The sequence below is a fragment of the Kitasatospora sp. NPDC090308 genome (assembly GCF_044769485.1).
GTDB classification, from domain to species: domain Bacteria; phylum Actinomycetota; class Actinomycetes; order Streptomycetales; family Streptomycetaceae; genus Kitasatospora; species Kitasatospora fiedleri.
This window is the reverse complement of record NZ_JBIVXY010000004.1, coordinates 231,961-258,541: the sequence shown is the minus strand read 5'-3', so window position 1 is coordinate 258,541 and position 26,581 is coordinate 231,961. Positions and strand designations below refer to the sequence as shown.

17 protein-coding genes and 2 pseudogenes are annotated in these 26,581 nt (G+C 74.1%); 16 read left to right on the top strand and 3 right to left on the bottom strand.

The window, feature by feature from the left end:
* The first annotated feature begins 394 nt into the window (after positions 1 to 394).
* Positions 395 to 2,695, top strand: a complete 2,301-nt coding sequence (gene tap, locus ACIQVD_RS11705; RefSeq protein WP_402288126.1) for a telomere-associated protein Tap — start codon at positions 395 to 397, stop codon at positions 2,693 to 2,695.
* 35 nt (positions 2,696 to 2,730) lie between these two features.
* Positions 2,731 to 3,273, top strand: a complete 543-nt coding sequence (tpg, locus tag ACIQVD_RS11700) for a telomere-protecting terminal protein Tpg (protein ID WP_402288123.1) — start codon at positions 2,731 to 2,733, stop codon at positions 3,271 to 3,273.
* A 189-nt stretch (positions 3,274 to 3,462) separates the two neighbouring features.
* On the opposite strand, the gene ACIQVD_RS11695 is transcribed toward tpg, so the two are convergent.
* Complete coding sequence (locus ACIQVD_RS11695; protein WP_402288121.1) at positions 3,463 to 4,314, bottom strand: AraC family transcriptional regulator; 852 nt, start codon at positions 4,312 to 4,314, stop codon at positions 3,463 to 3,465.
* 104 nt (positions 4,315 to 4,418) lie between these two features.
* Here ACIQVD_RS11695 and ACIQVD_RS11690 point away from each other — a divergent pair, with 104 nt between their 5' ends.
* The 6 genes from ACIQVD_RS11690 to ACIQVD_RS11665 all read left to right on the top strand — a co-directional run bounded on the left by ACIQVD_RS11690 (position 4,419) and on the right by ACIQVD_RS11665 (position 8,939).
* Entirely contained in the window at positions 4,419 to 5,126 is a 708-nt protein-coding gene (locus ACIQVD_RS11690; RefSeq protein WP_402288119.1) for an alpha/beta fold hydrolase, read from the top strand.
* 404 nt (positions 5,127 to 5,530) lie between these two features.
* Complete coding sequence (locus ACIQVD_RS11685) at positions 5,531 to 5,932, top strand: STAS domain-containing protein (RefSeq protein ID WP_402288117.1); 402 nt, start codon at positions 5,531 to 5,533, stop codon at positions 5,930 to 5,932.
* Complete coding sequence (locus ACIQVD_RS11680) at positions 5,929 to 6,177, top strand: DUF6296 family protein (protein WP_400685094.1); 249 nt, start codon at positions 5,929 to 5,931, stop codon at positions 6,175 to 6,177. The genes ACIQVD_RS11685 and ACIQVD_RS11680 overlap by 4 nt, the downstream gene beginning before the upstream one ends.
* A gap of 109 nt (positions 6,178 to 6,286) precedes the next feature.
* Positions 6,287 to 6,892, top strand: a complete 606-nt coding sequence (locus tag ACIQVD_RS11675; RefSeq protein WP_402288114.1) for a flavodoxin family protein — start codon at positions 6,287 to 6,289, stop codon at positions 6,890 to 6,892.
* Between the two features lie 73 nt (positions 6,893 to 6,965).
* Positions 6,966 to 7,862 (top strand): SDR family oxidoreductase, encoded by an 897-nt coding sequence (locus tag ACIQVD_RS11670; RefSeq protein ID WP_400685098.1) that lies wholly within the window; start codon positions 6,966 to 6,968, stop codon positions 7,860 to 7,862.
* Positions 7,863 to 7,934: 72 nt separating this feature from the next.
* Positions 7,935 to 8,939, top strand: coding sequence for a DNA topoisomerase IB (locus tag ACIQVD_RS11665; RefSeq protein ID WP_400685101.1), 1,005 nt, complete (start codon positions 7,935 to 7,937; stop codon positions 8,937 to 8,939).
* Between the two features lie 102 nt (positions 8,940 to 9,041).
* Here the strand turns inward: ACIQVD_RS11665 and guaD are convergent, their stop codons facing one another.
* Positions 9,042 to 10,394, bottom strand: coding sequence for a guanine deaminase (gene guaD / locus ACIQVD_RS11660; RefSeq protein ID WP_402288112.1), 1,353 nt, complete (start codon positions 10,392 to 10,394; stop codon positions 9,042 to 9,044).
* 61 nt (positions 10,395 to 10,455) lie between these two features.
* Entirely contained in the window at positions 10,456 to 11,505 is a 1,050-nt protein-coding gene (tsaD, locus tag ACIQVD_RS11655; RefSeq protein WP_402288661.1) for a tRNA (adenosine(37)-N6)-threonylcarbamoyltransferase complex transferase subunit TsaD, read from the bottom strand.
* 252 nt (positions 11,506 to 11,757) lie between these two features.
* On the opposite strand from tsaD, the gene ACIQVD_RS11650 reads away from it, so the two are divergent.
* The 8 genes and pseudogenes from ACIQVD_RS11650 to ACIQVD_RS11615 all read left to right on the top strand — a co-directional run bounded on the left by ACIQVD_RS11650 (position 11,758) and on the right by ACIQVD_RS11615 (position 26,570).
* Entirely contained in the window at positions 11,758 to 13,116 is a 1,359-nt protein-coding gene (locus ACIQVD_RS11650) for a cytochrome P450 (protein WP_400685109.1), read from the top strand.
* A 35-nt stretch (positions 13,117 to 13,151) separates the two neighbouring features.
* Positions 13,152 to 14,141 (top strand): pentalenene synthase, encoded by a 990-nt coding sequence (locus ACIQVD_RS11645; protein WP_402288109.1) that lies wholly within the window; start codon positions 13,152 to 13,154, stop codon positions 14,139 to 14,141.
* Positions 14,142 to 14,206: 65 nt separating this feature from the next.
* Positions 14,207 to 15,406: a cytochrome P450 gene (locus tag ACIQVD_RS11640; RefSeq protein WP_400685113.1), complete on the top strand. Its 1,200-nt coding sequence runs from the start codon at positions 14,207 to 14,209 to the stop codon at positions 15,404 to 15,406.
* Positions 15,407 to 15,503: 97 nt separating this feature from the next.
* Positions 15,504 to 16,214 (top strand): annotated as a pseudogene (locus tag ACIQVD_RS11635) (serine protease); the annotation flags it as partial.
* Positions 16,215 to 16,415: 201 nt separating this feature from the next.
* A pseudogene (locus ACIQVD_RS11630) lies at positions 16,416 to 17,141 on the top strand (putative Ig domain-containing protein); the annotation flags it as partial.
* A gap of 357 nt (positions 17,142 to 17,498) precedes the next feature.
* Complete coding sequence (locus ACIQVD_RS11625; RefSeq protein WP_402288107.1) at positions 17,499 to 20,879, top strand: glycoside hydrolase family 3 C-terminal domain-containing protein; 3,381 nt, start codon at positions 17,499 to 17,501, stop codon at positions 20,877 to 20,879.
* 388 nt (positions 20,880 to 21,267) lie between these two features.
* A complete protein-coding gene (locus tag ACIQVD_RS11620) occupies positions 21,268 to 24,147 on the top strand; it encodes an RICIN domain-containing protein (RefSeq protein ID WP_402288104.1) in 2,880 nt (959 codons plus the stop codon).
* A gap of 68 nt (positions 24,148 to 24,215) precedes the next feature.
* The gene (locus ACIQVD_RS11615; protein WP_402288101.1) at positions 24,216 to 26,570 is read left to right on the top strand and encodes an AbfB domain-containing protein; all 2,355 of its coding nucleotides are present in this window, start codon (positions 24,216 to 24,218) and stop codon (positions 26,568 to 26,570) included.
* The last annotated feature ends 11 nt before the right edge of the window (positions 26,571 to 26,581 follow it).

The window sequence follows — 26,581 nt, the reverse complement described above, 5'->3', positions numbered from 1 at the left end:
CTGTCGAATTCACCTGGCGAACAGACGAGTGACATGCGTTGGTGTCGAGTGAGGGTGCGGGAGGGGGGTGGTGGAGGGGATTCGGCGCCGCATCGCGGAGCAGCCTCACGAGGGATCCGCCACCTTGACCCCCGAGGGGTACTTGGCCGACGAGTTCCCCGTGGGGGTCGTCGGGTTCGGGGCGTAGTCGGGCGGCGGTAGGTGGGTGCGGCGGGGGCTCGTGGGTGGGGTTGCTTGTGCCGCTGCTCGGGGCGTGTCTATGTTGGGCGGGAGTTCGACCGTTCGGCAGGATGCAAGAAGAGGTGCAGCGGCACGATGTGTGGCCCCCGCCCGGCAGCGTGGTACGGGAGCGGAGCCGGTTCCCCCGGCGCTCCGCGGGCGAAGGAGGCGTGAGGTGACCGGCACCCCGGACGCCATCGGCGCCCTGCTCGGAACCGGCCCCCGGAGGGTCGTCCCGCTCCCCGAACCGGCCGAACGCGAACGCCTGCGGGTGGCGTACGGGTTGACGAAGTCCGAGACCGCGCAGGCCCTCGGGATCAGCGCGAGCACGCTCACCGCCTGGGAGCAGGGCCGTCGCGACCCGCAGGGCGAGGGCCGGGCGGCGTACGCGCGCCTGCTGGAGGGCATCGCCGCGCAGTTGGCGGAGGAGCTTCCGGTAGAACCGGTGCCGGAGAGGGAGGCGCAGGCGGAGGCGGAGGCCGGGGCGGTTGAGCAGCAGGCGGTGATGCTCGATCAGCGCCCGGACGGTTCGTTGGTGATGGTTGACGCCGCGCCGTGCGTGCAGTGCGGGCAGCCGTCGGTGTACCGCGCGCAGGGGCGGCCCATGCACCTCGGGGGCTTCTGCCGTCCGCCGATGCCCGGGGCCGTACCCGCCCCCGTTCCTGTACCCGTAGCTGCCACCGCGCCCGTGCCGGCCCCGGAGCCCGTCTCCGCTCCGGCCCCGGCCAGGTCGCGCGGCGCCGAGGCGCGGGGTGGGCGGACGCGCAGGGGCAGTGAGGGGGAGGACTGGGAGCAGGCGGCCGCCGCCCGTTTCCCGGCCGGGCCGCTCGTGGTGGTGGACGTGGCGGCGGACGGGCGCGGGCTGGTGGCGCACGGCGCGGACGGTGCGGAGGTGCCCGGGGAGCGGCCGGCGGGCCGGACGGTGGCCGGGCTGCTGGAGTGGGCGCTGCGGGTGCGGCTCGGTTCGGCGCGGCTGCACCGTTACGGCAAGGACGGCGACCCGCTGCTGGTGCTGACCGACGCCGCCGCCGCCGAACTCGGTCTGCCGCCCGCCGGGCGCGACGAGAAGACCCAGTACGTCGCCCGGATCGGTCGGCTGCCCGACACCCACCAGCAGGTCAAGGCGCTGGCGAAGGAGGGCTGGCAGCTCACCCGGCGCGGGTTCGGCCCCTGGGCCCGGATCTACCGCGAGCCCGAGGCCGGCCGCCGGCAGTGCGTGCAACTGTGCGTGCTGCCGTGGGGCGCGCTGGACGGCGGCGGCTGGAAGCTCCCGGACGGGCTCGCCGCCCCCGAACTCGCCCGCCTGCTCGGCACGTACGCCCGCCGGGTGCACACCCCACGCGGCTCCACCGCCGTCTCCGGACTAGAACTCGTCACCGCGCTGCGCCCGCCGACCCGGCCGGTGCGCACCGGCAGCGGCTGGACGTCCGGGCCGGTGGAGGGCTCCCGGGCCCGGGTGTTCGACGCGGCGCCGCCCGAGGTCCCCGACGAGCACCCGCTGGCCGCCGACCGCGAGGACGACGCCGTCCTGGTCACCGAGGCCTGGGACTGGCACCGCCCGCTCACCGACCGGGAGTCCGCCGCGCCGTTCGCCGTCGGGCTCGACGTCAACATGGCCTTCCTCGCCGCCGCCGGGCGCCTCAACGTCCCGCTCTCCGAACCCGTCCACGAGCTGAACCCGACTTTCGACAAGAAGACCCCGGGCAGTTGGCGCGCCGACCTCAGCGGCCTCGCCCTCGACCCGCTGCTGCCCAACCCGTTCACCGCCGACGGCAGCGCCCCCACCGGCCCCGCCTGGTACAGCACCGCCAAACTCGCGTACGCCGTCGAGCTCGGCGCGGACGTCCGCCCCAGCGAGGGCTGGCTGCGCCACGAGTCCGGCCCGTACCTCGACCCGTGGCACAAGCGGCTGCGGCAGGCGTACGTCGACACCATGGCCGCGCTCGGCGTCCCGCTCGACCTCGCCGACCGCGACCCGGCGGCCTTCCTGGACGCGATGGCCGCGCTCGGCGACGGCGACCCGGCCGAACTTGCCGTGCTCGGCGCGATCAAGCAGACCGCCAAGGGCACCATCGGCAAGTTCCGCGAACGCCCGCGCGGCTTCGGCTACCGCCCCGGCCAGCGCTGGGCCGCCCTCGAACGACCCACCTGGGACCCGCTGGTGCGCGCCCTGGTGATCGACACCGCCACCGTCAACCTGCACCGCAAACTCACCCGGCTGCACGCCGAACTCGGCACCCCGCCGCTCGCCGTGCTCTCCGACTGCGCGGTCTTCGCCGCCCCCGGCCCCTCGGCGCTGGACGTGCTGCGCCGCCCCGACGGCAGCGTCTGCACCGCGCTGCGGCTCGGCGTCTCGCCCGGGCACGTCAAGTTCGAGGGCAGCCGACCGCTCGCCGAGATCCGCGAACTGCTCGCCGACGGCGCCAACCCGGCCCGCCACATCAAGACCGGCGGCCTGGTCTCCGCCGACGAGTGAACCGTCCCAGCGCAGCAGCGAGGAAGTGACGCCCCGTGGGGGAGATCGACGAAGGACTCGAACGGGTCGAGCGGACCCGGCCTATCCCGCGCACCGTGCCCGCCCGGGTCCGGTACCTGGTCAAGCGGGCCAAGGGCTCCACCCGGGCCGTCGCCGCCGAACTCGGCGTCTCCCAGCGCACCGTGCAGCGCTGGCTCAAGGGCACCATCGCCCCCAAGCCGGACGCCGCCCGCCGGATCGAGGAACGCGTCCGGGCCACCTGGCAGCCCGGCGTGCGCCGCCGGGTCCGCCGCCGCGCCGAGGAGCAGGGCTTCATGCTGCACATCCAGGCCAGGTTCGGTTACAGCGCGGCGGGCGGGTCGACGGACGACCCGCGCGAGCGGCTGATCACCCAGCACCTCCCCGGTGACGTCGCCCGCGAGCTCTACGCCGCCCGCGACGCCGGGGCCGGCGAGAGCGAGCAGCAGCGCATCCTGGCCGGCGCCCTCCAGGAGCACTACTTCAAGGACCGCGGCCGCCGCGCCGAGGGCCTGACCGCCGAGATCAACGACCTCGGCTGGCTGGAACTGGAGGTCTGACCCCCGGCACCCGGCCGGACGAGGACGGAGCCGGACGGGGGCGGGGCCGGTGACCGAGCGCTTCGGTCGGCGAGTGAGTACGCGGTGAGTGAGCACGCGGGTCGGCGACTCGGGCGGGCGTTGTCGGTGGCGCCGAGGAGCCGGGACGCGGTGGTCGGAACCCGGCCGCGGATGGTGGAGCCGGGGGGCTCACGCCCCCTGGCGGGTGTGACCCGGCCCGCGTTGTCCGCCGGCCCGGTAGCGGCCCGGGGTCGTGCCGACGAGGTCGGTGAACGCCGCGATGAAGCCGCTGGGGTTGGCCCAGCCGCAGGCGTGGGCGGTGTACGTGGTGTCGTGGCCCTCGGCCAGCAGCACCAGCGCGTGGTGCACGCGCAACTGCGTGCGCCACTCGTAGAACGTCATGCCGAGCTCGGCGCGCAACAGCCGGCTCAGGGTGCGGGCACTGGTCCCGACCTGCCGGCCGAGCCCGGCCAGCGTGGTGGTGTCGGCGGGCGTCCGGGACAGGATCCGCTCGATCGCCCGCAGCCGGTCGTCGCGCGGGTGCGGCAGGTGCAAGGGCTGTTCGTCGGCCTCGCGGAGTTCCTCGACCAGGACCCGCAACAGACGCCCGCGCGCGGCGCGGCCGTAGCCGGGCACCGCCCCACCCCCACCGCCCGAGCCGTGGTGGCCGTCGCCGCGCGGGCCGGTCAGGGCGAGCAGCACCTCCCGCGCCAGGCCGGAGACGCCGAACACCGCCGGACGCCCCGGCACCAGCCGGGCCAGGGACGGCGGCAGGAAGACGATCCGCATGTCCGTGTCCCCGTGGGCGCGATGGCGGTGGGTGAACCCGGCCGGTGTCCACGCGACCCGGTTGGCCGGGACGATCGACGTCCCGCTCTCGGTGTGCAGCGCCAGGACACCACTGGCCGCGTAGACCAGGTGCCCGCGCGCGTGCGCCTGGACCCCGCTGCCGCCGCCGGAGGGCCACAGGTGGCGCCCGCCGGAGGGCCACGTCAGCGACGTGGCGCCGGCGTCCGGGCGGGCTTGGCGGCGAACGGGCATCGGTTGGCAGCCTATCGGTGGCAAGCCACGACGTGCGTCGACGAGGCTTTTCGTCGTGAGCGGTGGCCCCCGACGCCACGGCCGAGCAGGTGAGGGGAAGTCCCATGGCAACGTTCGTCCTTGTTCTCGGCGGTTGGCACGGCTCCTGGGCGTTCGAGGCCGTGGTCCCGCTGCTGGAGCGGGTCGGCCACACCGTCCACACCCTGACCCTGACCGGCCTCCGCCCCCACGACGACCCCGCCACGATCGCCACCGCCAACCTCGACACCCACACCGACGACGTGCTGCGCCTGCTGGAGCGCGCCCACCTCGACGACGTGACGCTGGTCGGCCACAGCTACGCCGGGATGGTGATCACCGCCGCCGCCGACCGTGCCGACCGGCGGGTCCGCCGCCTGGTGTACCTGGACGCCTGCGTACCGCGCGACGGCGAGTCGTGCTGGTCCCTCATGAACGAGGGCTACCGGGAGTCGTTCGTCGCCGGTGCGGCCACCAGCGGCTACGCCGTCCAACCCCCGTGGCGGCCGGACGGCGACCCGCGCCGTCGCCCCCACCCGCTCGCCGCCTTCCTGCAGACGGTCCGCCTCACGGGCGCCCACGCCGACGTCCCCCGCCGCGAGTTCGTCTACTGCTCGGGATGGGAGGACCGCACACCGTTCGCCGACCAGCGCACCCGGCTGCTCGCCGACCCGGGATGGACCGTCCACGACCTGCCGACCGCCCACAACGCCATGCGCGAAGACCCGGGGGCGGTCGCCGCGCTCCTGCTCCACGAAGCGGACGGACCCGGTGGACCTGGTGGACCCGGCTGAGACGCCGCCCTCGCCCAGGGACGGACGGCCCGGTCGAGGTCGTGGCGTGCCCGGTCGAGCCGGGTGGCAACGGACACCCCCGGCCGGACAGCGCGACGGGCCGGGTGACCGCCGCCCGGCTCTGCCCGACCCGCCGTACCGCGCGCTCGGTCACAGGGCCGCGGGAGGGCTTCCGGAACAGTCCCGGCCGGTGCGCGGGCACGTGCTGCGAGGACGGGAGGAAGGGCTGTGAAGAGGACTCGCTCGTACGGTCGCGGTCACGGGCCGAGGTGCACGGACGCCGGTCCCGGCCGGTGGTGCGGGTGGGCGGTCGGGTGCCGGTTGCGTGCCGGGCTTGAACCGGGCGGGCGGGGCGAGGCAGCATCGTTGGTGGACAGCTTCCCCCGTGCGCAGGAGGCCCGCTCATGTCCGTCGAACAGCTGCTCCGTTCCCTGCCCGCCGAGGCCCCCGCCCCCGTGCTCAGGCCGACCGTGGTGGAGGTCCCCGGCCGGGTCCGGGTGCTGCGGTTGGACGGGGAGATCGACCTCGACCAGCGGCGCCTCCTGCGCCGGGCGTTGGAGCGCGCCCTGCGTGCCGCGCCGGCCCGACTGCTGGTGCTGGACCTGTCCCGGCTCGTGTTCTGCGACGTGACGGGGCTGAACGAACTGCTGCGGGCCCGGGAGGAGGCCGAGGCCGCCGGGTCCGGGCTGGTGCTGGCCGGGCCGCTCCCGCAGACGGCCCGGCTGCTGGAGGCCACCGGCACCCGGGCGGTGTTCGAGGTGCACGACAGCGTCGCCGGTGCCCTGGCCCACCGGGGGCGGCGATGAGCACCGACAGCCGGACCCAGCCGGAGCGGTACGTCGTCACCCTGCCCGGCCGTCCGGGCGCGCACTGCCGGGCGCGGACCGTCACCGTGTACCGCACCGGCCGGACCGGCCCCGGGGGAGGAGCCGTGTACGCGGACGCCGACGGCACGTTCCTGGTGGAGGTCACCGGTCAGGTCGCCAGCCCGCTGTCCCCGTCGCGCGGGTCCGGGCTGCCGGTCGTCCTGCACGCCCACCCCATGCCCTGACCGGCGCGGCCCTGGCCGGGGAGGTCGGGCGCGGAGCGTCCTGCCGCCGGTCGGGTGAACCCGGCGACCCTGCTGCCTTGGGCTCCGGCGGGCGGGGTAGGCGCGGATCATGCGCGCACTCATCCTCAACTGCACCCTCAAGCCCTCGCCCGAGCCGTCCAACACGGACGCCCTCGCCTCCCACGTCGCCGACGCCCTGGCCGAGCGCGGGGTGGAGGTCGGTACCGTCCGGGTTGTCGACCTGGACATCCGGCCCGGTGTGAAGACCGACATGGGCGGCGGCGACCAGTGGCCCGCCGTCCACGAGCGGCTGCTCGCCGCCGACATCCTGATCGTCGCCTCGCCGACCTGGGTCGGTCGGCCGTCCTCGGTCGCCCAGCGGGTGCTGGAGCGGATGGACGCGATGATCTCCGAGGCGGACGACGACGGCGTCCCGGTCGCGTTCGGCAAGGTGGCCGGCGTGGTGGTGACCGGCAACGAGGACGGTGCCCACCACGTGATCAGCGAAATCTGCGGCGGCCTGGTCGACATCGGCTACACGATCCCCGCCCAGGCCTGGACGTACTGGCACCTGGGCCCCGGCCCCGGCCCCGACTACCTGGACGAGGAGAAGGGCCACGACTGGGCGCACACCACCGGCCGCACCATGGCCGCCAACCTGCACCACGTCGCCTCGGCACTCGCCACCCGAGCCTGGCCCGCCCCCGCGCAGTGACCACCGACGCCGGTACCGCCCCGCCGCGGTCCCCGCTCCGTGGGCCGGGCGGGCGGAGAGGAAGGAACGAGCGATGACCCGCGACCGGTCCGCGTCGAGCGACCCCGTCGAGCAGTACCCGAAGCCCGACTTCGCCGAGCAGCAGCAGCCGCACCCCGGGAGCAGCGCGGAGATGGACCCGGAACCGGACTACGGCGAGGACACCTACCGCGGCACCGGCCGCCTGGCGGAGCGGGTCGCGCTCGTCACCGGCGCGGACTCCGGCATCGGCCGGGCCGTCGCGCTCGCCTTCGCCCGGGAGGGCGCCGACGTCGCGTTCTGCCACCTGCCCGAGGAGGAGGACGACGCGCGGGAGACGGTCCGGCTGGTCCGCGGCGCCGGACGGCGCGCCCTGGCGGTGGCGGGGGACGTCCGGGAGGAGCGGTTCTGCACGGACCTGGTGGCCCGCTGCGTCGCCGAACTCGGCGGCCTGGACGTGCTCGTCAACAACGCCGCCTACCAGATGTCCCAGCCGGACGGCCTGGCCGCCATCACCACCGAGCAGTTCGACCGGGTGGTGAAGACCAACCTGTACGCGATGTTCTGGCTCTGCCGGGCGGCGCTGCCGCACCTGAAACCGGGGTCGTCGATCATCAACACCGCGTCCGTCCAGGGCTACAAGCCGAGCCCGCACCTGCTGGACTACGCGACCACCAAGGGCGCCGTCGTCACGTTCACCCAGGGCCTGGCCCAGCAGCTCGCCCCCGAGGGCGTCCGGGTCAACGCCGTCGCCCCGGGCCCGGTGTGGACGCCGCTGATCCCCGCCACGATGGACGCCGAGAAGGTCGCCGGGTTCGGCAAGCAGTCCCCGCTGGGCCGCCCCGCCCAGCCCGCCGAGATGGCCCCCGCCTACGTCTTCCTGGCCTCGGCGGAGGCCGGCTACATCACCGGCGACATCGTCAACGCCACCGGCGGCACCCCGCTGCCCTGACCGCCCCGCTGCCCCGACCCCCGCAGAGCCGCAGAGCCGCAAAGCCGCGACCGTGACGGAAGGACCTCGACCGTGCGCCTGAGAACCAGCGACCCCCACCGGCCGGGGTACCGGCGGGTGCGGCACGGCCGGGGCTTCCGGTACCTCGCCCCGGACGGCCGGCCGGTGGGCGACGGGGAGCGGGCCCGCCTCAAGGCGCTGGCGGTGCCGCCCGCCTGGACCGAGGTGTGGATCTGCCCGTACCCCAACGGGCACCTCCAGGCCGTCGGCACCGACGCGGCCGGCCGCCGCCAGTACCTCTACCACCCGGCGTTCCGGGCCCGGCGGGACGAGGCCAAGCACGAGCACGTCGTGGCGGCGTCGGCGGCCCTCCCGAAGCTGCGGGCCGCCGTCGAGCGGGACCTCGCGGCGCGCGGACTGGGCCGCGAACGGGTGCTGGCGTGCGCGACCCGCCTGCTGGACCTCGGGCTCTTCCGGATCGGCTCCGACGCCTACGCCCGGGAGAACGGCTCCTACGGCCTGACCACCGTCCTGCGCTCGCACGTCACCCTGGCCCGCGGCGAGGTCCGCTTCGACTACCCGGCCAAGTCCGGCCGGCGGCGGATCGCGGCCCTCGCCGACCCGCCGACCCACGCCGTGGTCCGGTCCCTGCTGCGCAGCCGGTACCCGGGCGAGCGGCTCCTGGTCCACCGGGAGGGCCGCTCGTGGCACGAGGTGCACGGGAGCGACCTCAACGCGTACCTGCGCGAGACCGGCGGAAGCGACCTCACCGCCAAGGACTTCCGGACCTGGAACGCCACCGTCCTGGCCGCGGTCGGGCTCGCCGTCTCGCGGCCGGCGGCCGCGAGGTCCGAGGCGGCCCGGCGGCGAGCGGTGACGCGGGTGGTCCGGGAGGTGGCCGACTACCTGGGCAACACCCCGGCCGTCTGCCGGGCCTCCTACATCGACCCGCGCCTGATCGAACTGTTCGAGGAGGGCGTCACCATCGCCCCGGCCCTCGGCGGACTGGGCGCCGACGGCGGGCCGGTCGCCACGCACGGCCCGGTCGAGGACGCGGTCCGCGCGCTCCTCTCCTGATCGCCAGCCCGCCAGCCCGATCGCCCGATCGCCCGACCGCCGGACCGGCTCGCGGCGGAGGTGCGGGCCGGACGCGTGGGCGGACGCGGTGGCGCGTCGGGATCAGGGCGCGGCGGCGGCCGGGGGTGCGTCGCGGTCGTGGACGAGGACGCCGGCGGCGTAGGTGGCGCGGACGGCCCGGTCGTCGCCCAGCACGGCGAGCACGAAGAGCAGTTCCTCGACGTCCTCGGCCCGGGCGGTGCGCCGGGCCAGCAGCGGGGTGGCCTTCGGGTCCAGCACCACGAAGTCGGCCTCGTGGCCGGGTTCCAGCGAGCCGACCGTCCCCTCCAGGCCCATCGCCTGCGCGCCGCCGCGGGTGGCGAGGTGGAACGCCTCGACCGCGTCCAGCGAGTAGCCGGTGAGCTTGGCGACCTTGTGGGCCTCGTTCATGGTCGCCAGCATCGAGAAGCTCGTCCCCGCGCCGACGTCCGTGCCCAGGCCGAGGCGCACCGGCCGGGCCGGGTCCTTGGCGGCGCGGACGCGGAACAGGCCGCTGCCGAGGAACAGGTTGGACGTGGGGCAGTGCGCGAGCGCCGTCCCGGTCTCCGAGCAGCGGGCCCGTTCCCGCCCGGTCAGGTGGACGCCGTGGGCGAGCACCGCGCGGGGGCCGAGCAGCCCGTGGTGGTCGTAGACGTCCAGGTAGCCGCTCCGTTCCGGGAACAGCGAGCGGACGCGGGCGACCTCGTCGGTGTTCTCCGAGACGTGCGTGTGCACCAGCGTCCCCGGGTGCTCCCGCCACAGGGCCCCGGCCGCCTCCAGCTGTTCGGGGGTGCTGGTGGGGGCGAAGCGCGGGGTGATCGCGTAGAGGTTGCGGCCCTTGCCGTGCCAGCGCTCGATCAGTGCCTTGGAGTCGTCGTAGCCGCGCCGGGCGGTGTCCAGCAGCGCGTCGGGGGCGTCCCGGTCCATCAGCACCTTCCCCGCCGCGATCCGCAGGTCGCGCCGGGACGCCTCCGCGAACAGGGCGTCCACCGACTGCGGGTGGACCGTGCAGAAGGCCAGCGCGGTGGTGGTGCCGTTGCGCAGCAGCTCGTCGCAGAACGCGGCGGCCGTGTCCGCGGCGTACCGGGCGTCGGCGAAGCGCCGTTCCTCGGCGTAGGCGTAGTGGTCCAGCCAGTCGTCCAGCCGCGAGCCGAACGCGGCGATGACGCCGGTCTGCGCGTAGTGGACGTGGGTGTCGACGAACCCGGCGCTGATCACGTGGTCCGGGTAGTGCACCGGGGTGGTGCCCGCGGGGAGCCGGTCGCGCAGCGCGGTGTGGTCGCCGATCGCGGTGATCCTGCCGTCCTCGCAGATCAGCAGGCCGTCGGGCTCGTGGACGAAGGACTCCGCCCGGTCGGTCAGGAACGGGTCGGCCCGGAACCAGACCATCCGCCCGCGTACCGCCGTCGTGCCCCGTGCTCCGGTTGCCGTTGCCATGGGGGAGTATCCCCACGTCGCTCCGCGGATGGTCAAACCGGCCCGACGACCTGGTGCGGCGTCATGCGGCCTGCCGGGGGCGCGGGGTGAGGGCGGCGTGCTCCAGCGGGGCGGACGGGTCGACGGAGAGGTCGAGCGGGGCGGGTGCGGCGCCGGAGCGGGCCAGCAGGTCGCCGATGGCGGCGACCATCGCGCCGTTGTCGGTGCACAGGCGCGGTGGCGGGACGCGCAGGGTGATGCCGGCGGCGGCGCAGCGCTGCTCGGTCAGGGCGCGGACGCGGGAGTTGGCGGCGACGCCGCCGACCACGACGAGGGTGGTGACGCCGTGGTCGGTGCAGGCGCGGACGGCCTTGCGGGTGAGGGTGTCGGCGATCGCCTCCTGGAGGGAGGCGGCGGCGTCGGGCACGCGGGGGGTGGTGCCGGCGGCGCGGTGGGCCTCGACCCAGCGGGCGGCGGCGGTCTTCAGGCCGGAGAAGGAGAAGGCGTACGGGTCGTCGTGCGGTCCGGTGAGCGGGCGGGGCAGGCGGACGGCGGCCGGGTCGCCGGTGCGGGCGGCGCGGTCGACGGCGGGGCCGCCGGGGTAGGGCAGGCCCAGGACGCGGGCGGTCTTGTCGAAGCACTCGCCGGCCGCGTCGTCCAGGGTGTCGCCGAGGTGGACGATCGGATCGCGGGCCAGGTCGCGCACCAGCAGCAGCGAGGTGTGGCCGCCGGAGACGATCAGCACCACGCAGGGGTTCGGCAGCGGCCCGCCGTCCAGGGTGGCGGCGGCGACGTGTCCGGCCAGGTGGTGCACGCCGTACAGCGGCACGCTGAGCGAGAACGCGTAGCCCTTCGCCGCCGCCACGCCGACCTGGAGCGCGCCGGACAGGCCGGGGCCGGTGGTGACGGCCACCGCGCCGACGTCGGCGAGGGTCAACCCGGCGCGCTCCAGGGCCTCGCGCACCACCGGGGCCATGGCGTGGACGTGCGCGCGGGCGGCGATCTCCGGGACCACGCCGCCGTAGCGGGCGTGCTCGTCCATGCTGGAGGCCACTGCCTGCCCGAGCAGCACCCCGTCCCGCACCAGCCCCGCGCCCGTCTCGTCGCAGGACGACTCGATCCCCAGCACCACCGGCGACTTCGCCACCAGCCCGCCCTCCACTCCGCAATACGTTCGCACTTGCACACAGTGTGCAGTAAGGGGCCGTGAAGCGCGTACTCCCCGCCCTCCCGGGCTTTCCGGACCCGGGCGCTCCGGGGGTGCGTTTTCGGCCAGGTGCTTGACCTCTCCGAAGATGACGGGACATGCTCAAGCCGCGTCGGACGCAGGGGGACATCCGGAGCAGAGCGACTTCCGACCCGCACTCCAGGGAGGTGTGAGACCGTGCGTTCCGTTGCTCCTCCGGCGGTGGCGCCCGTCGCGTCGGGCCGGCTGCCGCTCCTCGGGCACCTGCCGCACCTGGCCGTCCGGCGGGTGGAGTTCCTGCAGTCGGTCAGGGGCCAGGGCGACATCGTCAGGATCTTCCTCGGCAACCGGCCGGTGTTCGTCCTGAACTCGCCCGAGGCGGTCCACGAGGTCATGGTGACGCAGGGCCGGAAGTTCGGCAAAGGGCTGCTGTTCGACGTCGCGCGCCCCTTCATCGGCAACGGCATCATCACCTCCGACCGGGACCTCCACCGGCGCCAACGGCGGGCGCTCCAACCCGCCTTCCGCCGCGACGGCATCGCCGCGTGCGTCGGCACGATGGCGGGCATCGCGGAGGAGCAGGTGGCGGCCTGGCGGCCGGGCGAGGTGATCGCCATGGACCTGGTGCTGCGCCGGATGATGACGGCCATGCTGGTCGCCACCCTGTTCAGCACCGGACGCCCGGACGGTGCCGCCGCGGTGGCCGCGCTCGGGGAGCGGGTGGCCGAACACCTGACCACGGTGATGCGCGGGGTCTTCGTGGGCACCGTCCTGCCCGCGCGGATCGCGACCTCGCCCGCGCTCGGGCACCGCAGGTACCTGGCCGCGGCCGCCGCGCTGCGCGAACTCGCCGACACCGCCGTCCGGCAGGCCCGGCAGGACCCCGCCGACCACGGCGACCTGCTGTCGGCCATGTTCGCCCCGACCCCCGGCAACCCGGACGGGATGACCGACACGGAGGCCCGCGACGAACTGCTGTCCCTGCTGATGGCCGGCGCCGAGACCACCTCGACCACGCTGGCCTGGGCGCTCCACGAACTCGGACGGCGCCCGGAGATCACCGACCGGATCAAGGCGGAGTGTGACGCGCTGCCCGCCGACGCCCTCCCCGGCGCCGCCGCGCTCCCCTTCACCGACCGCTTCCTCCGGGAGGTGCTCCGGCTGCACCAGCCCAGCTGGATCCTCATGCGGCGGGCCCTGGAACCGGTGCGGGTCCGCGGCGTCGAACTCCCCGCGGGCGCCGAGCTGATCTACAGCGCGGTGACGATGCACCGGGACCCCGCGCACTTCCCCGACCCCCTGCGGTTCGACCCGGACCGGTGGCTCGACCGCCCCGAGAAGGACCTCCCGCCGGGCGTCTACGTGCCGTTCGCCCTGGGCAACCGGAAGTGCATCGGGGACCACTTCGCGATGACCGAGATGCTGGTCGTCCTCCGCTCGATCGTCACCCGCTGGCGCCCGCACCCGGTCCAGGGGCACCGGGTCCGGCCGGTGGTCCAGGCGCTGATCCGGCCCGACGCGCTGCCCATGCGCGTCTCGCCCTGGCCGACCCGCTGAACCCACCCCCCACGCCCACGGAGGCGCGCCCCACCATGACACCGACGGCAGAGACGACCGCGCCCGCCGACGCCCCCCGGCACCCGGCCCCGGCGCCCCTCGCCCTCCCCTTCCCCGGCCGGACCAGCCCCGACCTGCGCGCCGCCCACGACCGCCACCTCGGCTGGCCGAAGTCCTTCGGGTTCCTCGCCTCGGAAGCGGAGGAGTCCCACCACCTCAAGGGCCAGTTCCCGCTGATCGCGGCCATGTTCTACCCGAACGCGACCGGAGCCGAACTGGACCTGGGCGTCGACCAGCAGAGCTGGTACTTCCTGTTCGACGACGCCCTCGACGAGCGGTGGGGCCGGTCGCCCGACCGGGTCCGGCACCTGGTCGGACTCGTCAAGGAGGGCGTCACCGGCGAGGCGTCCCCGCTGCCGCTGGCCGCCGCCTTCGCCGACATGCGGCGGCGCAGCTGCCGGGGCATGCCCGAGGACTGGCGCCGGAGGTCGGCCGCCCACTGGTCCTCCTACCTGGACCACCACGTCCACGAGGCGCGCAGCCGCCGGGACGGCGTCCCGATGCCGCTGAGCACCTACCTGCGGGTGCGGCGCCACACCATCGGCGTGGCACCGGTCATCGACCTCGCCGAGCGGCTCTCCTCGTGCGTCCTGCCGGACCACCTGTACACGCTGCCGCACCTGTCGGTCATGCGCGAGATGGCCAGGACGTTCGTCATCTGCGACAACGACCTCGTCTCGCTGGACAAGGACGCGGCCCTGGGGGAGCCGAACAACCTCGTGCTCTGCCTGGAACGCGAACACGGCCTCTCCCGGCCGGAAGCCCTGGCGCGCACCCGCCGCCGCCGCGCCGAGGCGCTGGACCTCTTCACCGCCGCCCAGCGCGCCCTGCTCGACCCGGCGGCGACCGGCCACCTCGACCCGGCCGAACGCGAACTGCTGCGCCGCTACTGCACCGAGGCGCTGCAGACCACCGTCCGCGGCGCCCACGACTGGCACCACGCCTCCACCCGCTACCACGGGTAGCGCGGGCACCCGCCAGCACGACGAGACGGCCCTCCCGGGGCCGACCCAACCGAGGAGCACGCACCGTGTCCGACCAGCGCCCGGCTTCCTTCGTGGCCTCCGAACGGGACCGCCGCCGCCCCTTCGACCCGTCACCCGACCTGCTGCGCCTGCGCGGGGAGAGCGGCCTGCCGCGCCTGCGCGTCGTCCACCCGGTGCGCGGGGAGATCGAGGCCGCCGTCCTCACCCGGTACGAGGACGTCCGGGCCGCCTTCGCCGACGAACGCCTGGTGACGGGCGACGGCATCGACCCGGAACTGCCGCGCACCCTGTTCAACCACCCCGGCTTCCTGCCCGCCTACAGCGGACCGGAACACGCCCGCCTGCGCCGCATGCTCACCGGCAGCTTCACCGTCCGCCAGGTCGAACGGCTGCGGCCGGCGATCCGGGAGACGGTCGCCGCCCACCTCGACGCCATGGCCGAACACGGCCCCGTCGTCGACCTGGTCGAGGCGTTCGCCCTGCCCGTCCCCTCCCTGGTGATCTGCGAACTGCTCGACGTCCCGTACGGGACGCGGTCGGTGTTCCAGCGCTGCGCACAGGTGATCATGGACGGGACGGCCGGAGCCGACCGGCTGGTGGCCGCGTCGGCCGAACTGAACGCCGCCATGGCCGACACCGTCGCCCGCCACCGGGCCGCCCCGGGCCACGGCGTGCTGGGCGCGGTGGTGCGGCAGCACGGCGCCGAACTCACCGACGACGAACTCGTCGGATTCGGCACCACCCTCCTGGTCGGCGGACACGAGACCACGGCGACCATGCTCGCGCTGAGCGTGCTGGCCCTGCTCCGCCACCCGGACCAGCTCGCCGCCCTCCGCGACGACCCCGCGACCACCGGCCCGGCCGTCGAGGAACTCCTGCGCCACCTCGCCATCCCCGCCCCGCTGCTGCGCACCGCCGTGACCGACGTCGAGGTCAACGGCCAGCGGATCGCCGCCGGCGAGCACGTGCTGCTCTCCCCGCTGACCGCGAACCGCGACCCCGCCCTCGTCCCCGAACGCCCCGACGAACTCGACGTCCACCGCCGCCCGGTCGCCCAACTCTCCTTCGGCTTCGGCGTCCACCAGTGCCTGGGCCAGCAACTGGCCCGGCTGGAGCTGAGGATCGCCCTGCCGGCCCTGCTGCGCCGCTTCCCCGCCCTCCGGCTCGCCGTCCCCGAAACGGCCCTCCGGTTCCGCCGGGGCTCGACGGTCTACGGCGTCGAGCAACTCCCGGTCGCCTGGTGACCGTACGGGCCGGATGACCGTACGGACCGGGTGACCGCGCGGGCCGGGTGACCGGCCGGAGCGGCCGGGGGCGATTTCGGCCGCGGGTTCCGGCGGCATGGTTGACCAAGTTGAAGCGGGCATGGCATTTTCGTGCGGCGCGGGCGTGCGCCGACCGGTCGCACGTCTGCAATCCCCCACAAGGAGAGCCATGTTCAAGAGATTCGCCGCCGCGCTGGGCGCGGGCACGGTCGTCGCGGGCGCCCTGACCTTCGGTGCCGCTCCCGCGCAGGCCGTTCAGGCGGGCGATCTGACCTCCACCATCGCGCTGAGCAACTGCTCCGCCTCGCTGGTCCGTTACCCGAGCTCGGTGGAGACCGACCGGGCGCTGATGCTGACCAACGGCCACTGCCTGCCGACCATGCCGACGGCGGGTCAGGTCATCCAGAACGCGAGCGCCAGCCGCAGCGGCACGCTGCTCAACTCCGCCGGCACCTCGCTCGGCACCGTCCAGGCGGACAAGGTGCTGTACGCGACGATGACCGGCACCGACGTCGCGCTCTACCAGCTCACCGACACCTTCGCCTCGATCACCTCCAAATACGGGGCGACGGCGCTGACGATCAGCGACACCCACCCGGTCGACGGGTCCTCGATGTACATACCCTCCTCGTACTGGAAGCAGGTGTGGAACTGCTCGATCAACGGGTTCGTCCCGACCCTGCGCGAGGACCAGTGGACCTGGCACGACTCGCTGCGCTACAGCGCCGGGTGCAACACCACGCACGGCACGTCCGGTTCGCCGATCGTCGACGCCGCCAGCCGGAAGATCGTCGGCATCAACAACACCGGCAACGACGACGGCGCGACGTGCACCCTGAACAACCCGTGCGAGGTGGCCGCGGACGGCACCACGACCGTCACCAAGGGCCAGAGCTACGGTGAGGAGACCTACTGGTTCACCACCTGCCTGGGCACCGGCCGGGTCATCGACCTGAACGTCAGCGGCTGCCTGCTGACCAAGCCGGCCGGCGCCGCCGTGTCGGTGACCAACCCGGGCAACCAGTCCACCGCGGTCGGCGGCGCGGTCGGCCTCCAGATCACGGCCGGCGGCGGCACCGCGCCGCTGACCTACTCGGCCACCGGCCTGCCGGCCGGCCTGTCGATCAACGCCTCCACCGGCCTGATCAGCGGGACGCCCACCGCCGCGGGCGGCTCCTCGGTGACCGTCACCGTCAAGGACGCGGCCAACAAGACCGCCTCCACCACCTTCTCCTGGACGGTCACCGCCACCCAGGGCTCCTGCACCCCGGCCCAGCTGCTCGGCAACCCCGGCTTCGAGACCGGCACCGCCGGCCCCTGGGCCGCCAGCTCCGGCGTGGTCAACAACTCCACCTCGCAGGCCGCCCACGGCGGTTCCTGGAAGGCCTGGCTGGACGGCTACGGCTCCGCCCACACCGACAGCCTCTCGCAGACCGTCACCATCCCGGCCGGTTGCAAGGCGACCCTGAGCTACTGGCTGCACGTCGACACCGCGGAGACCGGCACCACCGCGTACGACAAGCTGACCGTCACGGTGAACGGCACCACGGTGGCCTCGTACTCGAACCTCAACAAGGCCACCGGCTACGCGCAGAAGACCGCCGACCTGTCGGCCTACGCCGGTCAGAGCGTCACGGTGAAGTTCAACGCGGTCGAGGACTCCTCGCTGCAGACCAGCTTCGTGATCGACGACACCGCGATCCAGACCGGCTGAACCCGGTAGCCCCCGGCGGAGGAAGCAGGACGCCGCCGGGTTGCGCGCCCCCTCGCACCGGCCCCCGAGACCCGATCGCGGTCTCGGGGGCCGACGCCGTTCGGGTCGGGAAACCTTGGAGAGCGCTCTCCGGATATGGAGGGGGATGGCGTTCAAAGCGGTTTCGATCGCGGCTCCTCCGCCCGGGACGTGGGTGCGCGAAGGCCCGGATGTGGCGCACAGGAACAGGTGTGATCCCTTGACAGGTTCAGGTGGGGGTCAGGAGAATCCGGGAGAGCGCTCTCTCTTCTTGCCGCCGTGGCCCACCCCACCCCGCGAGCCGCCGGCTCGCGTCCCCCACCGCCGACTGGAGCCGTCGTGCGCCGTTCCGATCACCGACCAGCCCTCGCCGGGCCCCTCGCCGCCCTGCTGGTGGCCGGGGCCCTCGCCGCCTTCGGCAGTCCGGCGGCGCGGGCCGCCGACCAGCCGTGGACCAACGCGTCCCAGACCCCGGACCAGCGCGCCGACGAACTGCTCGCCGCGATGACCCAGACCGAGAAGCTGACCATGCTGCACGGCGGGCCGTCCTGCGGCTACGCGGGCTGCATCCCGGCCAACACCCGACTCGGCATCCCCGCGCTGCACTTCCAGGACGGACCGGTGGGCGCCGGTGACGGCCTGACCGGGGTGACGCAGCTGGCGGCCCCGGTGGCCGGGGCGGCCAGCTGGGACCCGGACCTGATGCGCGCGTACGGCCAGGTGCTCGGCGCCGAGCAGTGGGGCAAGGGCACGAACGTGGTGCTCGCCCCGACGGTCAACATCGTCCGCGACCCGCGCTGGGGCCGGGCCTTCGAGTCGTTCGGCGAGGACCCGTACCTGGCCGGGCAGATCGGCGCCGCCGACATCGCGGGCATCCAGAGCCAGGGCCCGATGGCGCAGGTGAAGCACTTCGCGGTCTACAACCAGGAGACCAACCGCAACTCGCTCGCCGACAACGCGGTGGTCTCCGACCGCGCCGAGCGGGAGATCTACCTGCCCGCGTTCGAGGCCGCCGTCCGGCAGGGCGTCGACTCCGCGATGTGCTCGTACTCGGCCGTCAACGGCGCCTTCGCCTGCGAGAACGGGCCGCTGCTGAACGGCGTGCTCAAGGGCGACCTCGGCTTCAAGGGGTTCGTCACCGCGGACTGGGGCGCCACCCACTCCACCGTGGCCTCGGCCAACAACGGCCTGGACGTGGAGATGCCCGGCAGCGACTACTACGGCAGCGCGCTGACCAACGCCGTCGGCGCGGGCCAGGTGTCGCAGGCGACCGTCGACGACCACGTCCGCCGGGTGCTGGTGTCGATGTTCCGCCGCGGGCTCTTCGACCGGGCGCAGAACGGCAACCGGGACGCGGTCGTCACCACCGCCGCGAACGCCGCCGTCGCGCAGCGGGTCGCGCAGGAGGGCAGCGTCCTGCTGAAGAACAGTGCCTCGGTGCTGCCGGTGGCGCCGTCGGTGAAGTCGATCGCGGTGATCGGCGAGGACGCCGGGGCCGGGGTGATGACCCAGGGCGGCGGCAGCGCCGCCGTCAACGCCCCGCACGTGGTGACGCCCTACCAGGGCATCAAGGCCCGCGCCGGGGCCGGGACCACGGTGACGTTCGCCCAGGGCGGGCCGTCCGCCGACGGCTCGCTGCCGCCGGTCCCGGCCACCGCGCTCAAGCCGTCCTCCGGCAGCGGCAGCGGCCTGTACGGCGAGTACCACAACAGCACCGACCTCTCCGGGCCGGTGGTGGCCAGCCGGGTCGACGCGGGCGTCGACACGGTCTGGGGCGGCCAGTCGCCCGCCGCCGGGGTCAACGCCACCAACTGGTCGGTGAAGTGGACCGGCACGCTGACCCCGCCCGCCAGCGGCAGCTACCAGTTCTCGCTGAACAGCGACGACGGCAGCCGACTGCTCGTCAACGGGCAGCAGGTCATCAACAACTGGTACAACCAGGGCCCGACCACCCGCACCGGCAGCATCACCCTGACGGCCGGTCAGCCGGTGAGCGTCGAGGTCGACTACTACCAGGCCGGCGGCGGCAGCAACGCCACGCTCGGCTGGTCGGTGCCCGGCCAGAGCGCCCACGACCAGGCCGTGACGGCGGCCCGGAACTCCGAGCTCGCGCTCGTCTTCGTCAGCGACTTCCAGTCCGAGGGCTCCGACCTGCGCGACATCGACCTGTCGGCCGCGCAGAACCAGCTCGTCGCGGACGTGGCCGCCGTCAACCCGCACACCGTCGTGGTCGTCAACAGCGGCTCCGCGGTCACCATGCCCTGGGCCGGCGCGGTGCAGGGCATCGTGGCCAACTGGTACCCGGGGCAGGAGGCGGGCTCGGCGATCGCCGCGCTGCTCTACGGGGACGTCAACTTCTCCGGCAAGCTGCCGGTGACCTTCCCGAAGTCGCTCGCCGACGTGCCCGCCGCGAGCACCGCGCAGTGGCCCGGCCAGAACGGCAGCGTGCAGTACTCGGAGGGCGTGAACGTCGGCTACCGCTGGTACGACGCGAAGAACAAGGAGCCGCTCTACCCCTTCGGGTACGGCCTCTCCTACACCACCTTCGGCTACTCCGGCCTCACCGTCTCCGCGCCGGACGCCGCGGGCGACGTGGCCGTCGGCTTCGACGTCACCAACACCGGCACCCGGGCCGGCTCCGAGGTCGCCCAGGTCTACGTCGGCCAGCCCGCCGCCAGCGGCGAGCCGCCGAAGAGCCTGCGCGGCTTCCGGAAGGTCACCCTCGACCCCGGCCGGACCGAGCACGTCGCGCTGACCCTGGACGCCCGCAGCTTCCAGTACTGGGCGGGCTCCTGGACGACCGCCCCCGGCACCCACACCGTCTCCGTCGGCTCCTCCTCCCGCGACCTGCGCCTCACCGGTCAGACCACCGTCACCGGCGGCGGCACCGGCGGCGGTCTGACCCTGCTGCCGCGGACGGGGTGGTCGGCGTCGGCGTCCTCGACGGGCGGGGGCGACGTTCCGGCGAACATGCTGGACGGGGTGGCTGGTTCGCGCTGGTCGTCGGGCGCGCCGATGGCGGCGGGGCAGTCGGTGACGGTGGACACCGGTGCGGTGCGGTCGCTGGCGCGGATCACGATGGACTCGGGCGGTAGCGCGAACGACTACGCGCGCGGCTACCAGGTGTTCCTGTCCTCGGACGGCGTGTCGTGGGGTTCGGCGGTGGCGTCGGGCAGTGGCACGGGGGCGCTGGTGACGGTGGACTTCCCGGCGCAGAACGCCCGGTACGTGAAGGTGGTGCAGACCGGGGCGTCCACCTCCTGGTGGTCGATCGCCGAGTTCAACGCCTACACCAGCGGCGGGAGTTCCGGCGGCGGCGGTCTGACCCTGCTGTCGCGGACGGGGTGGTCGGCGTCGGCGTCCTCGACGGGCGGGGGCGACGTTCCGGCGAACATGCTGGACGGGGTGGCTGGTTCGCGCTGGTCGTCGGGCGCGCCGATGGCGGCGGGGCAGTCGGTGACGGTGGACACCGGTGCGGTGCGGTCGCTGGCGCGGATCACGATGGACTCCGGTGGCAGTGCGAACGACTACGCGCGGGGCTACCAGGTGTTCCTGTCCTCGGACGGGGTGTCGTGGGGTTCGGCGGTGGCGTCGGGCAGCGGGACGGGGGCGCTGGTGACGGTGGACTTCCCGGCGCAGAACGCCCGGTACGTGAAGGTGGTGCAGACCGGGGCGTCCACCTCCTGGTGGTCGATCGCCGAGTTCAACGCCTACGGCTGAGCCGGTCCTGACGTCGCGGGGGCTGCCTCCCCCCGCGGACCGGAGGTGGCCAGCGCCTTCCCGACGCCGCTCGGGGAGGCGCTGACCGGTCCGGTGCCCCGGCGGCGGGGGAGCCGGTCTCCCGCCCACGGGTGCGGGCGGGTCGTGGCACCCGGTCGCCGCCGGGTTTTACAACGTTATACAGAGCCTGAGGGTCGTCGGCAAGGGTGCGTCGGTGCCCGTCGGCGGCCCTCCGGCCTTTCCGGTGAGCCGCCCGCTGCCGCCGCTGATCATGGGAATTGATCCGCGACGATCCCTGCCGGAGCACTGGACACCGCTCCCGCCGCATGCTGTCATGCCGTTGCCCCCAGGTTTCTAACGTTGGAATTCTCCTCGGGAGGAGAATGTCATGCCCATGAACCGCAGGCAGTTCGTCGGCAGCGCCGCCGCCGTCGGCGCCGGCCTCTCGTTGCCCGCACCGGCCGACGCACTCGCCACCCCCGCCCGGCCCGCCCCCGCCGCGACGGCCGCCGCCGCGACGGTCGCCCCCGCCCCGGGCGGCCTCTACTTCCCCAACGCGGCGCCGCTGGCCCCCGTCGCGTTCCTGCGCCTGCCGCCCGGCAGCATCACCGCGGCCGGCTGGCTCGACGGCCAGCTCCGGCTCCAACTCGCCGGCCTGTGCGGCCGCTACGACCAGCTCTCGCACTTCCTCGACCTGAACACCAGCGGCTGGACCCACCCCGACCGGGTCGGCTGGGAGGAAGTCCCGTACTGGCTGCGCGGCTACGTCGACCTGGCCGTCGCCACCCGCGACGCCACCGCCCTCGCCACCGCCCGCCGCTGGATCGACGCCATCGTCGCCACCCGGCAGTCCGACGGCTTCTTCGGGCCGACCGCCCTGCGCACCTCGCTCAACGGCGGACCGGACTTCTGGCCGTTCCTGCCGCTCACCTGGGCGCTGCGCAGCTGGCAGGAGTACAGCGGCGACACCCGGATCATCCCGCTGCTCAGCGCCTTCTTCCGCTACATGAACGCCCAGGGCCCCGGCGCGTTCAACAGCAGCTGGGTCTCGGTGCGCTGGGGCGACGCGCTGGACAGCGTCTTCTGGCTCTACAACCGCACCGGCGACGCCTTCCTGCTGTCCCTGGCCGACAAGATCCACACCTACGGCGCGAACTGGACCGACAACCTGCCCAGCCTGCACAACGTCAACATCGCGCAGGGCTTCCGCGAACCCGCCCAGTACGCACTGCGCTCCCCGTCCGCCACCCTGACCGGCTCGGCGTACCGCACCTACGACACCGTGATGGCGCGGTACGGCCAGTTCCCCGGCGGCGGCTTCGCGGGCGACGAGAACGCCCGGCCCGGCTTCGGCGACCCGCGCCAGGGCTTCGAGACCTGCGGCGTCGTCGAGTTCATGGCCAGCCACCAGCTGCTGAACCGGATCACCGGCGACCCGCTCTGGGCCGACCGCTGCGAGGACCTCGCCTTCAACTCGCTGCCCGCCGCGCTCGACCCGGCCGGCCGGGCCGTGCACTACATCACCAGCGCCAACAGCGTCGACCTCGACAACACCCCCAAGAGCCAGGGCCAGTTCCAGAACGGCTTCGCCATGCAGGCGTTCATGCCCGGCGTCGACCAGTACCGCTGCTGCCCGCACAACTACGGCATGGGCTGGCCCTACTTCCTGGAGGAACTCTGGCTCGCCACCCCCGACAACGGACTCGCCGCCGCCATGTACGCCGCCTGCTCGGTCACCGCCAAGGTCGCCGACGGCACGGCGGTCACCTTCACCGAGACCACCGACTACCCGTTCGCCGAGACCGTCACCCTGCGCCTGAGCACCCCCGAGCCGCTGGACTTCCCGCTCTACCTGCGCGTCCCCGGCTGGTGCGCCGCGCCCGCCCTCACCGTCAACGGCGCCGCCGTCAGCGCCCCCGCCGGACCGGCGTACACCGTCGTCCGCCGGACCTGGCGCGACGGCGACACCGTCGTGCTGCGCCTGCCGCAGCGCACCACCGTCCGCACCTGGGCCGCCAACCGCGGCAGCGTCTCGGTCGACCACGGCCCGCTGACGTACTCGCTGCGGATCGGCGAGAACTACCAGCAGTACGCCGGCACCGCCGCCTTCCCCGAGTACGCCGTGCACGCCACCACGCCCTGGAACTACGGCCTCGCACTGGACGCCGGGAGCCCCGCCTTCACCGCCGCCGGGGGACCGCTGCCAGCCAACCCCTTCACCCAGGCCGGCACCCCGGTGCGGATCACCGTGCCCGCCCGCCGCATCCCCGAGTGGCAGGCCGACGGCCAGCACGTGGTCACCCCGCTGCAGAACAGCCCCGCCCGCAGCACCGCGCCCGTCGAGACCGTCACCCTCATCCCGATGGGCGCGGCCCGGCTGCGGATCTCCGCCTTCCCCACCACCTCCCCGAACGGCACGCCCTGGACCACCGGCGGCGCCTCGTTCCGGCTGCGCAACCGCAACTCGGGCAAGGTGCTGGGCGTGGACGGCATGTCGACGGCGGACAGCGCGCGGGTGGTGCAGTTCGCGGACAGCGGGACGGCCGACCACCTGTGGCAGCTGGTCGACAACGGCGACGGCTGGCTGCGGATCCGCAACGTCAACTCCGGCAAGGTGCTGGGCGTGGACGGCATGTCGACGGCCGACAGCGCCCGGGTGGTGCAGTTCGCGGACAACGGCACCGCCGACCACCTGTGGCAGCTGGTCGACAACGGTGACGGCTGGTTCCGGCTGCGCAACCGCAACTCCGGCAAGGTGCTGGGCGTGGACGGCATGTCGACCGCCGACAGCGCGCAGGTGGTGCAGTTCGCCGACAGCGGCACCGCCGACCACCTGTGGCAGCTCCAGCCCGACGGCCAGGTGCGGGTCCAGAACCGCAACTCGGGCAAGGTGCTGGGCGTGGACGGCATGTCGACCGCGGACAGCGCGCAGGTGGTGCAGTTCGCCGACAGCGGCACCGCCGACCACCTGTGGACCTTCCTCGCCGACGCCGACGGCTGGTTCCGCATCCGCAACGTCAACTCGGGCAAGGTGCTGGGCGTGGACGGCATGTCGACGGCGGACAGCGCCCGGGTGGTGCAGTTCGCGGACAACGGCACCGCCGACCACCAGTGGCGCCTGGTCGACAACGGCGACGGCTGGTTCCGGCTGCGCAACCGCAACTCGGGCAAGGTGCTGGGCGTGGACGGCATGTCGACCGCCGACAGCGCCCGGGTGGTGCAGTTCGCTGACAGCGGCACCGCCGACCACCTCTGGCAGCTGCGCTGACTCCGCCGCACTCCGCACCACCGCAACCCCGCACCGCCCTTCCCCACCCCTTCGTTGGAGGAGCACCGATGCACCGACCGCCCCCCGCCGCAGCAGCCGCAGCCGCGCTCCGCAGCCGGACGGCCGCCCTGCTCGCCGTCCTCGTGACCGCCGCCGCCCTCCTGCTGGCGGCCGGGCAGGCCCCGGCCCGGGCCGCCGCCTGGACGCCCAAGTCGCCGCCGATGACCACCCCGTGGACCGGCCAGGTCTCCGTCGACCACCCGCTGCCGGAGTACCCGCGCCCGCAGCTCACCCGCCCCGACTGGCTCAACCTCAACGGCATCTGGGACTTCGCCGTCACCCCGGCCGGCGCCGGCCAGCCCGCGACCTTCGGCGAGCAGATCCGCGTGCCGTTCGTCGCCGAGTCCGCGCTCTCCGGCATCCAGCGGCAGATCACCCAGAACGACCGGCTCTGGTACAAGCGCACCTTCACCGTCCCGGCAGGTTGGTCCGGCCGCCGCGTCCTGCTCAACTTCGGCGCCTCCGACTGGCAGACCACCGTCCGGGTCAACGGCACCCAGGTCGGCGCCGTGCACAGCGGCGGCTACGACGCCTTCGGCTACGACATCACCCCCTACCTCAACGGCGGCACCAACACCGTCGTGGTCTCGGTCTGGGACCCGACCCAGACCGGCGGCGGCGCGGTCGGCAAGCAGCGCAACACCAACGGCGTCCTGCCGCACTCCGGCGGCGGCATCTTCTACACCGCCGCGTCCGGGATCTGGCAGACCGTCTGGCTGGAGCCCGTGGCCGCCGCCCACCTCAGCCGCCTCGACCTGGTGCCCGACCCCGCCGCCGGCACCGTCCGGGCCACCGCCCTCGCCGACGGCGCCACCGGCCAGAGCGTGCGGGTCACCGTCTCCACCGGCGGCACCGTGGTCGGCACCGCCACCGGCCAGGCCGGCGCGCCGATCACCGTGCCCGTCCCCGGCGCCCACCTGTGGACCCCCGAGGACCCGTTCCTCTACGACGTCCGCGCCGACCTGCTGTCCGGCACCACCACCGTCGACTCCGTCGGCAGCTACACCGGCATCCGCTCGATCGCCGTCGCCACCGTCAACGGCGTCCAACGCCCGGTCCTGAACGGGAAGTTCGTCTTCCAGACCGGCACCCTCGACCAGGGCTACTGGCCCGACGGCATCTACACCGCCCCCACCGACGACGCCCTGAAGTCCGACCTCCAGGCGCACAAGGACCTCGGCTTCAACCTGGTCCGCAAGCACATCAAGGTCGAGCCGCAGCGCTGGTTCTACTGGGCCGACCGGCTCGGCCTGCTGGTCTGGCAGGACATGCCCGCGATGGACACCCGCACCCCCGACGCCGCCGCCCGCACCCAGTGGGAGGCCGAGTACCACCGGATCATCGACCAGCACCGCAGCTCGCCCGCGCTGATCCAGTGGGTCGACGAGAACGAGGGCTGGGGCCAGTACGACCAGGCCCGGATCGCCGCCGACGTCAAGGCGTACGACCCCTCCCGGCTGGTCGACAACATGAGCGGCGTCAACTGCTGCGGCGCCGTCGACGGCGGCAACGGCGACGTGGTCGACAACCACGTCTACGTCGGCCCCGGCGCCACCACCCCCACCGCCACCCGGGCCGCCGTCCTCGGCGAGTACGGCGGTCTCGGCCTGCGGGTGGCCGGCCACGAGTGGTACCCCGGCGGCGGCTTCAGCTACGAGGACCAGCCCAGCGCGGCCGCCCTCAACGACCGCCTCGTCAACCTGCTCGACAGCCTGCGCACCGGCCAGATGCCCGCCGGGCTCTCCGCCTCCGTCTACACCGAGATCACCGACGTCGAGAACGAGGCCAACGGCCTGCTCAGCTACGACCGCCAGGTGGTCAAGGTGGACGCCGCCCGGGTCCGGGCCGCCAACCTCGCCCTGATCGCGGCCTCCCGCACCACCCCCGCCAACCCCACCCTGCCCACCGGCCAGGACAAGTCGCTGCGCGCCACCACCGCCTGCTGCACCGACCGCTACCTGCGCCACTACGACGGCCTCGCCAACACCGAGCACGTCGACGCCGCCAGCAGCGCGCTGCTCAAGGCCGACGCCACCTGGAAGGTCGTCACCGGCCTGGCCGACCCCGCCTGCTACTCCTTCGAGTCGCGCAACTACCCCGGCCAGTACCTGCGCCACCGCGACAGCCGGGTCTACCGCGAGGCCGGCAGCGACGCCCTCTTCCGCGCCGACGCCACCTTCTGCGCCCGGCCCGGCACCGGCGGCGTCCGCCTCACCGCCTACAACTACCCCGACCGCTACCTGCGCCACTTCGACTCCCAGGTGTGGATCGCCACCTACGGCGGCGGCAACCCGTGGGACGGCAACACCCCCTCGTTCGTCGCCGACACCACCTGGTCCGTCGACGCCCCCTGGGCGCCCTGACCGACCCGGCA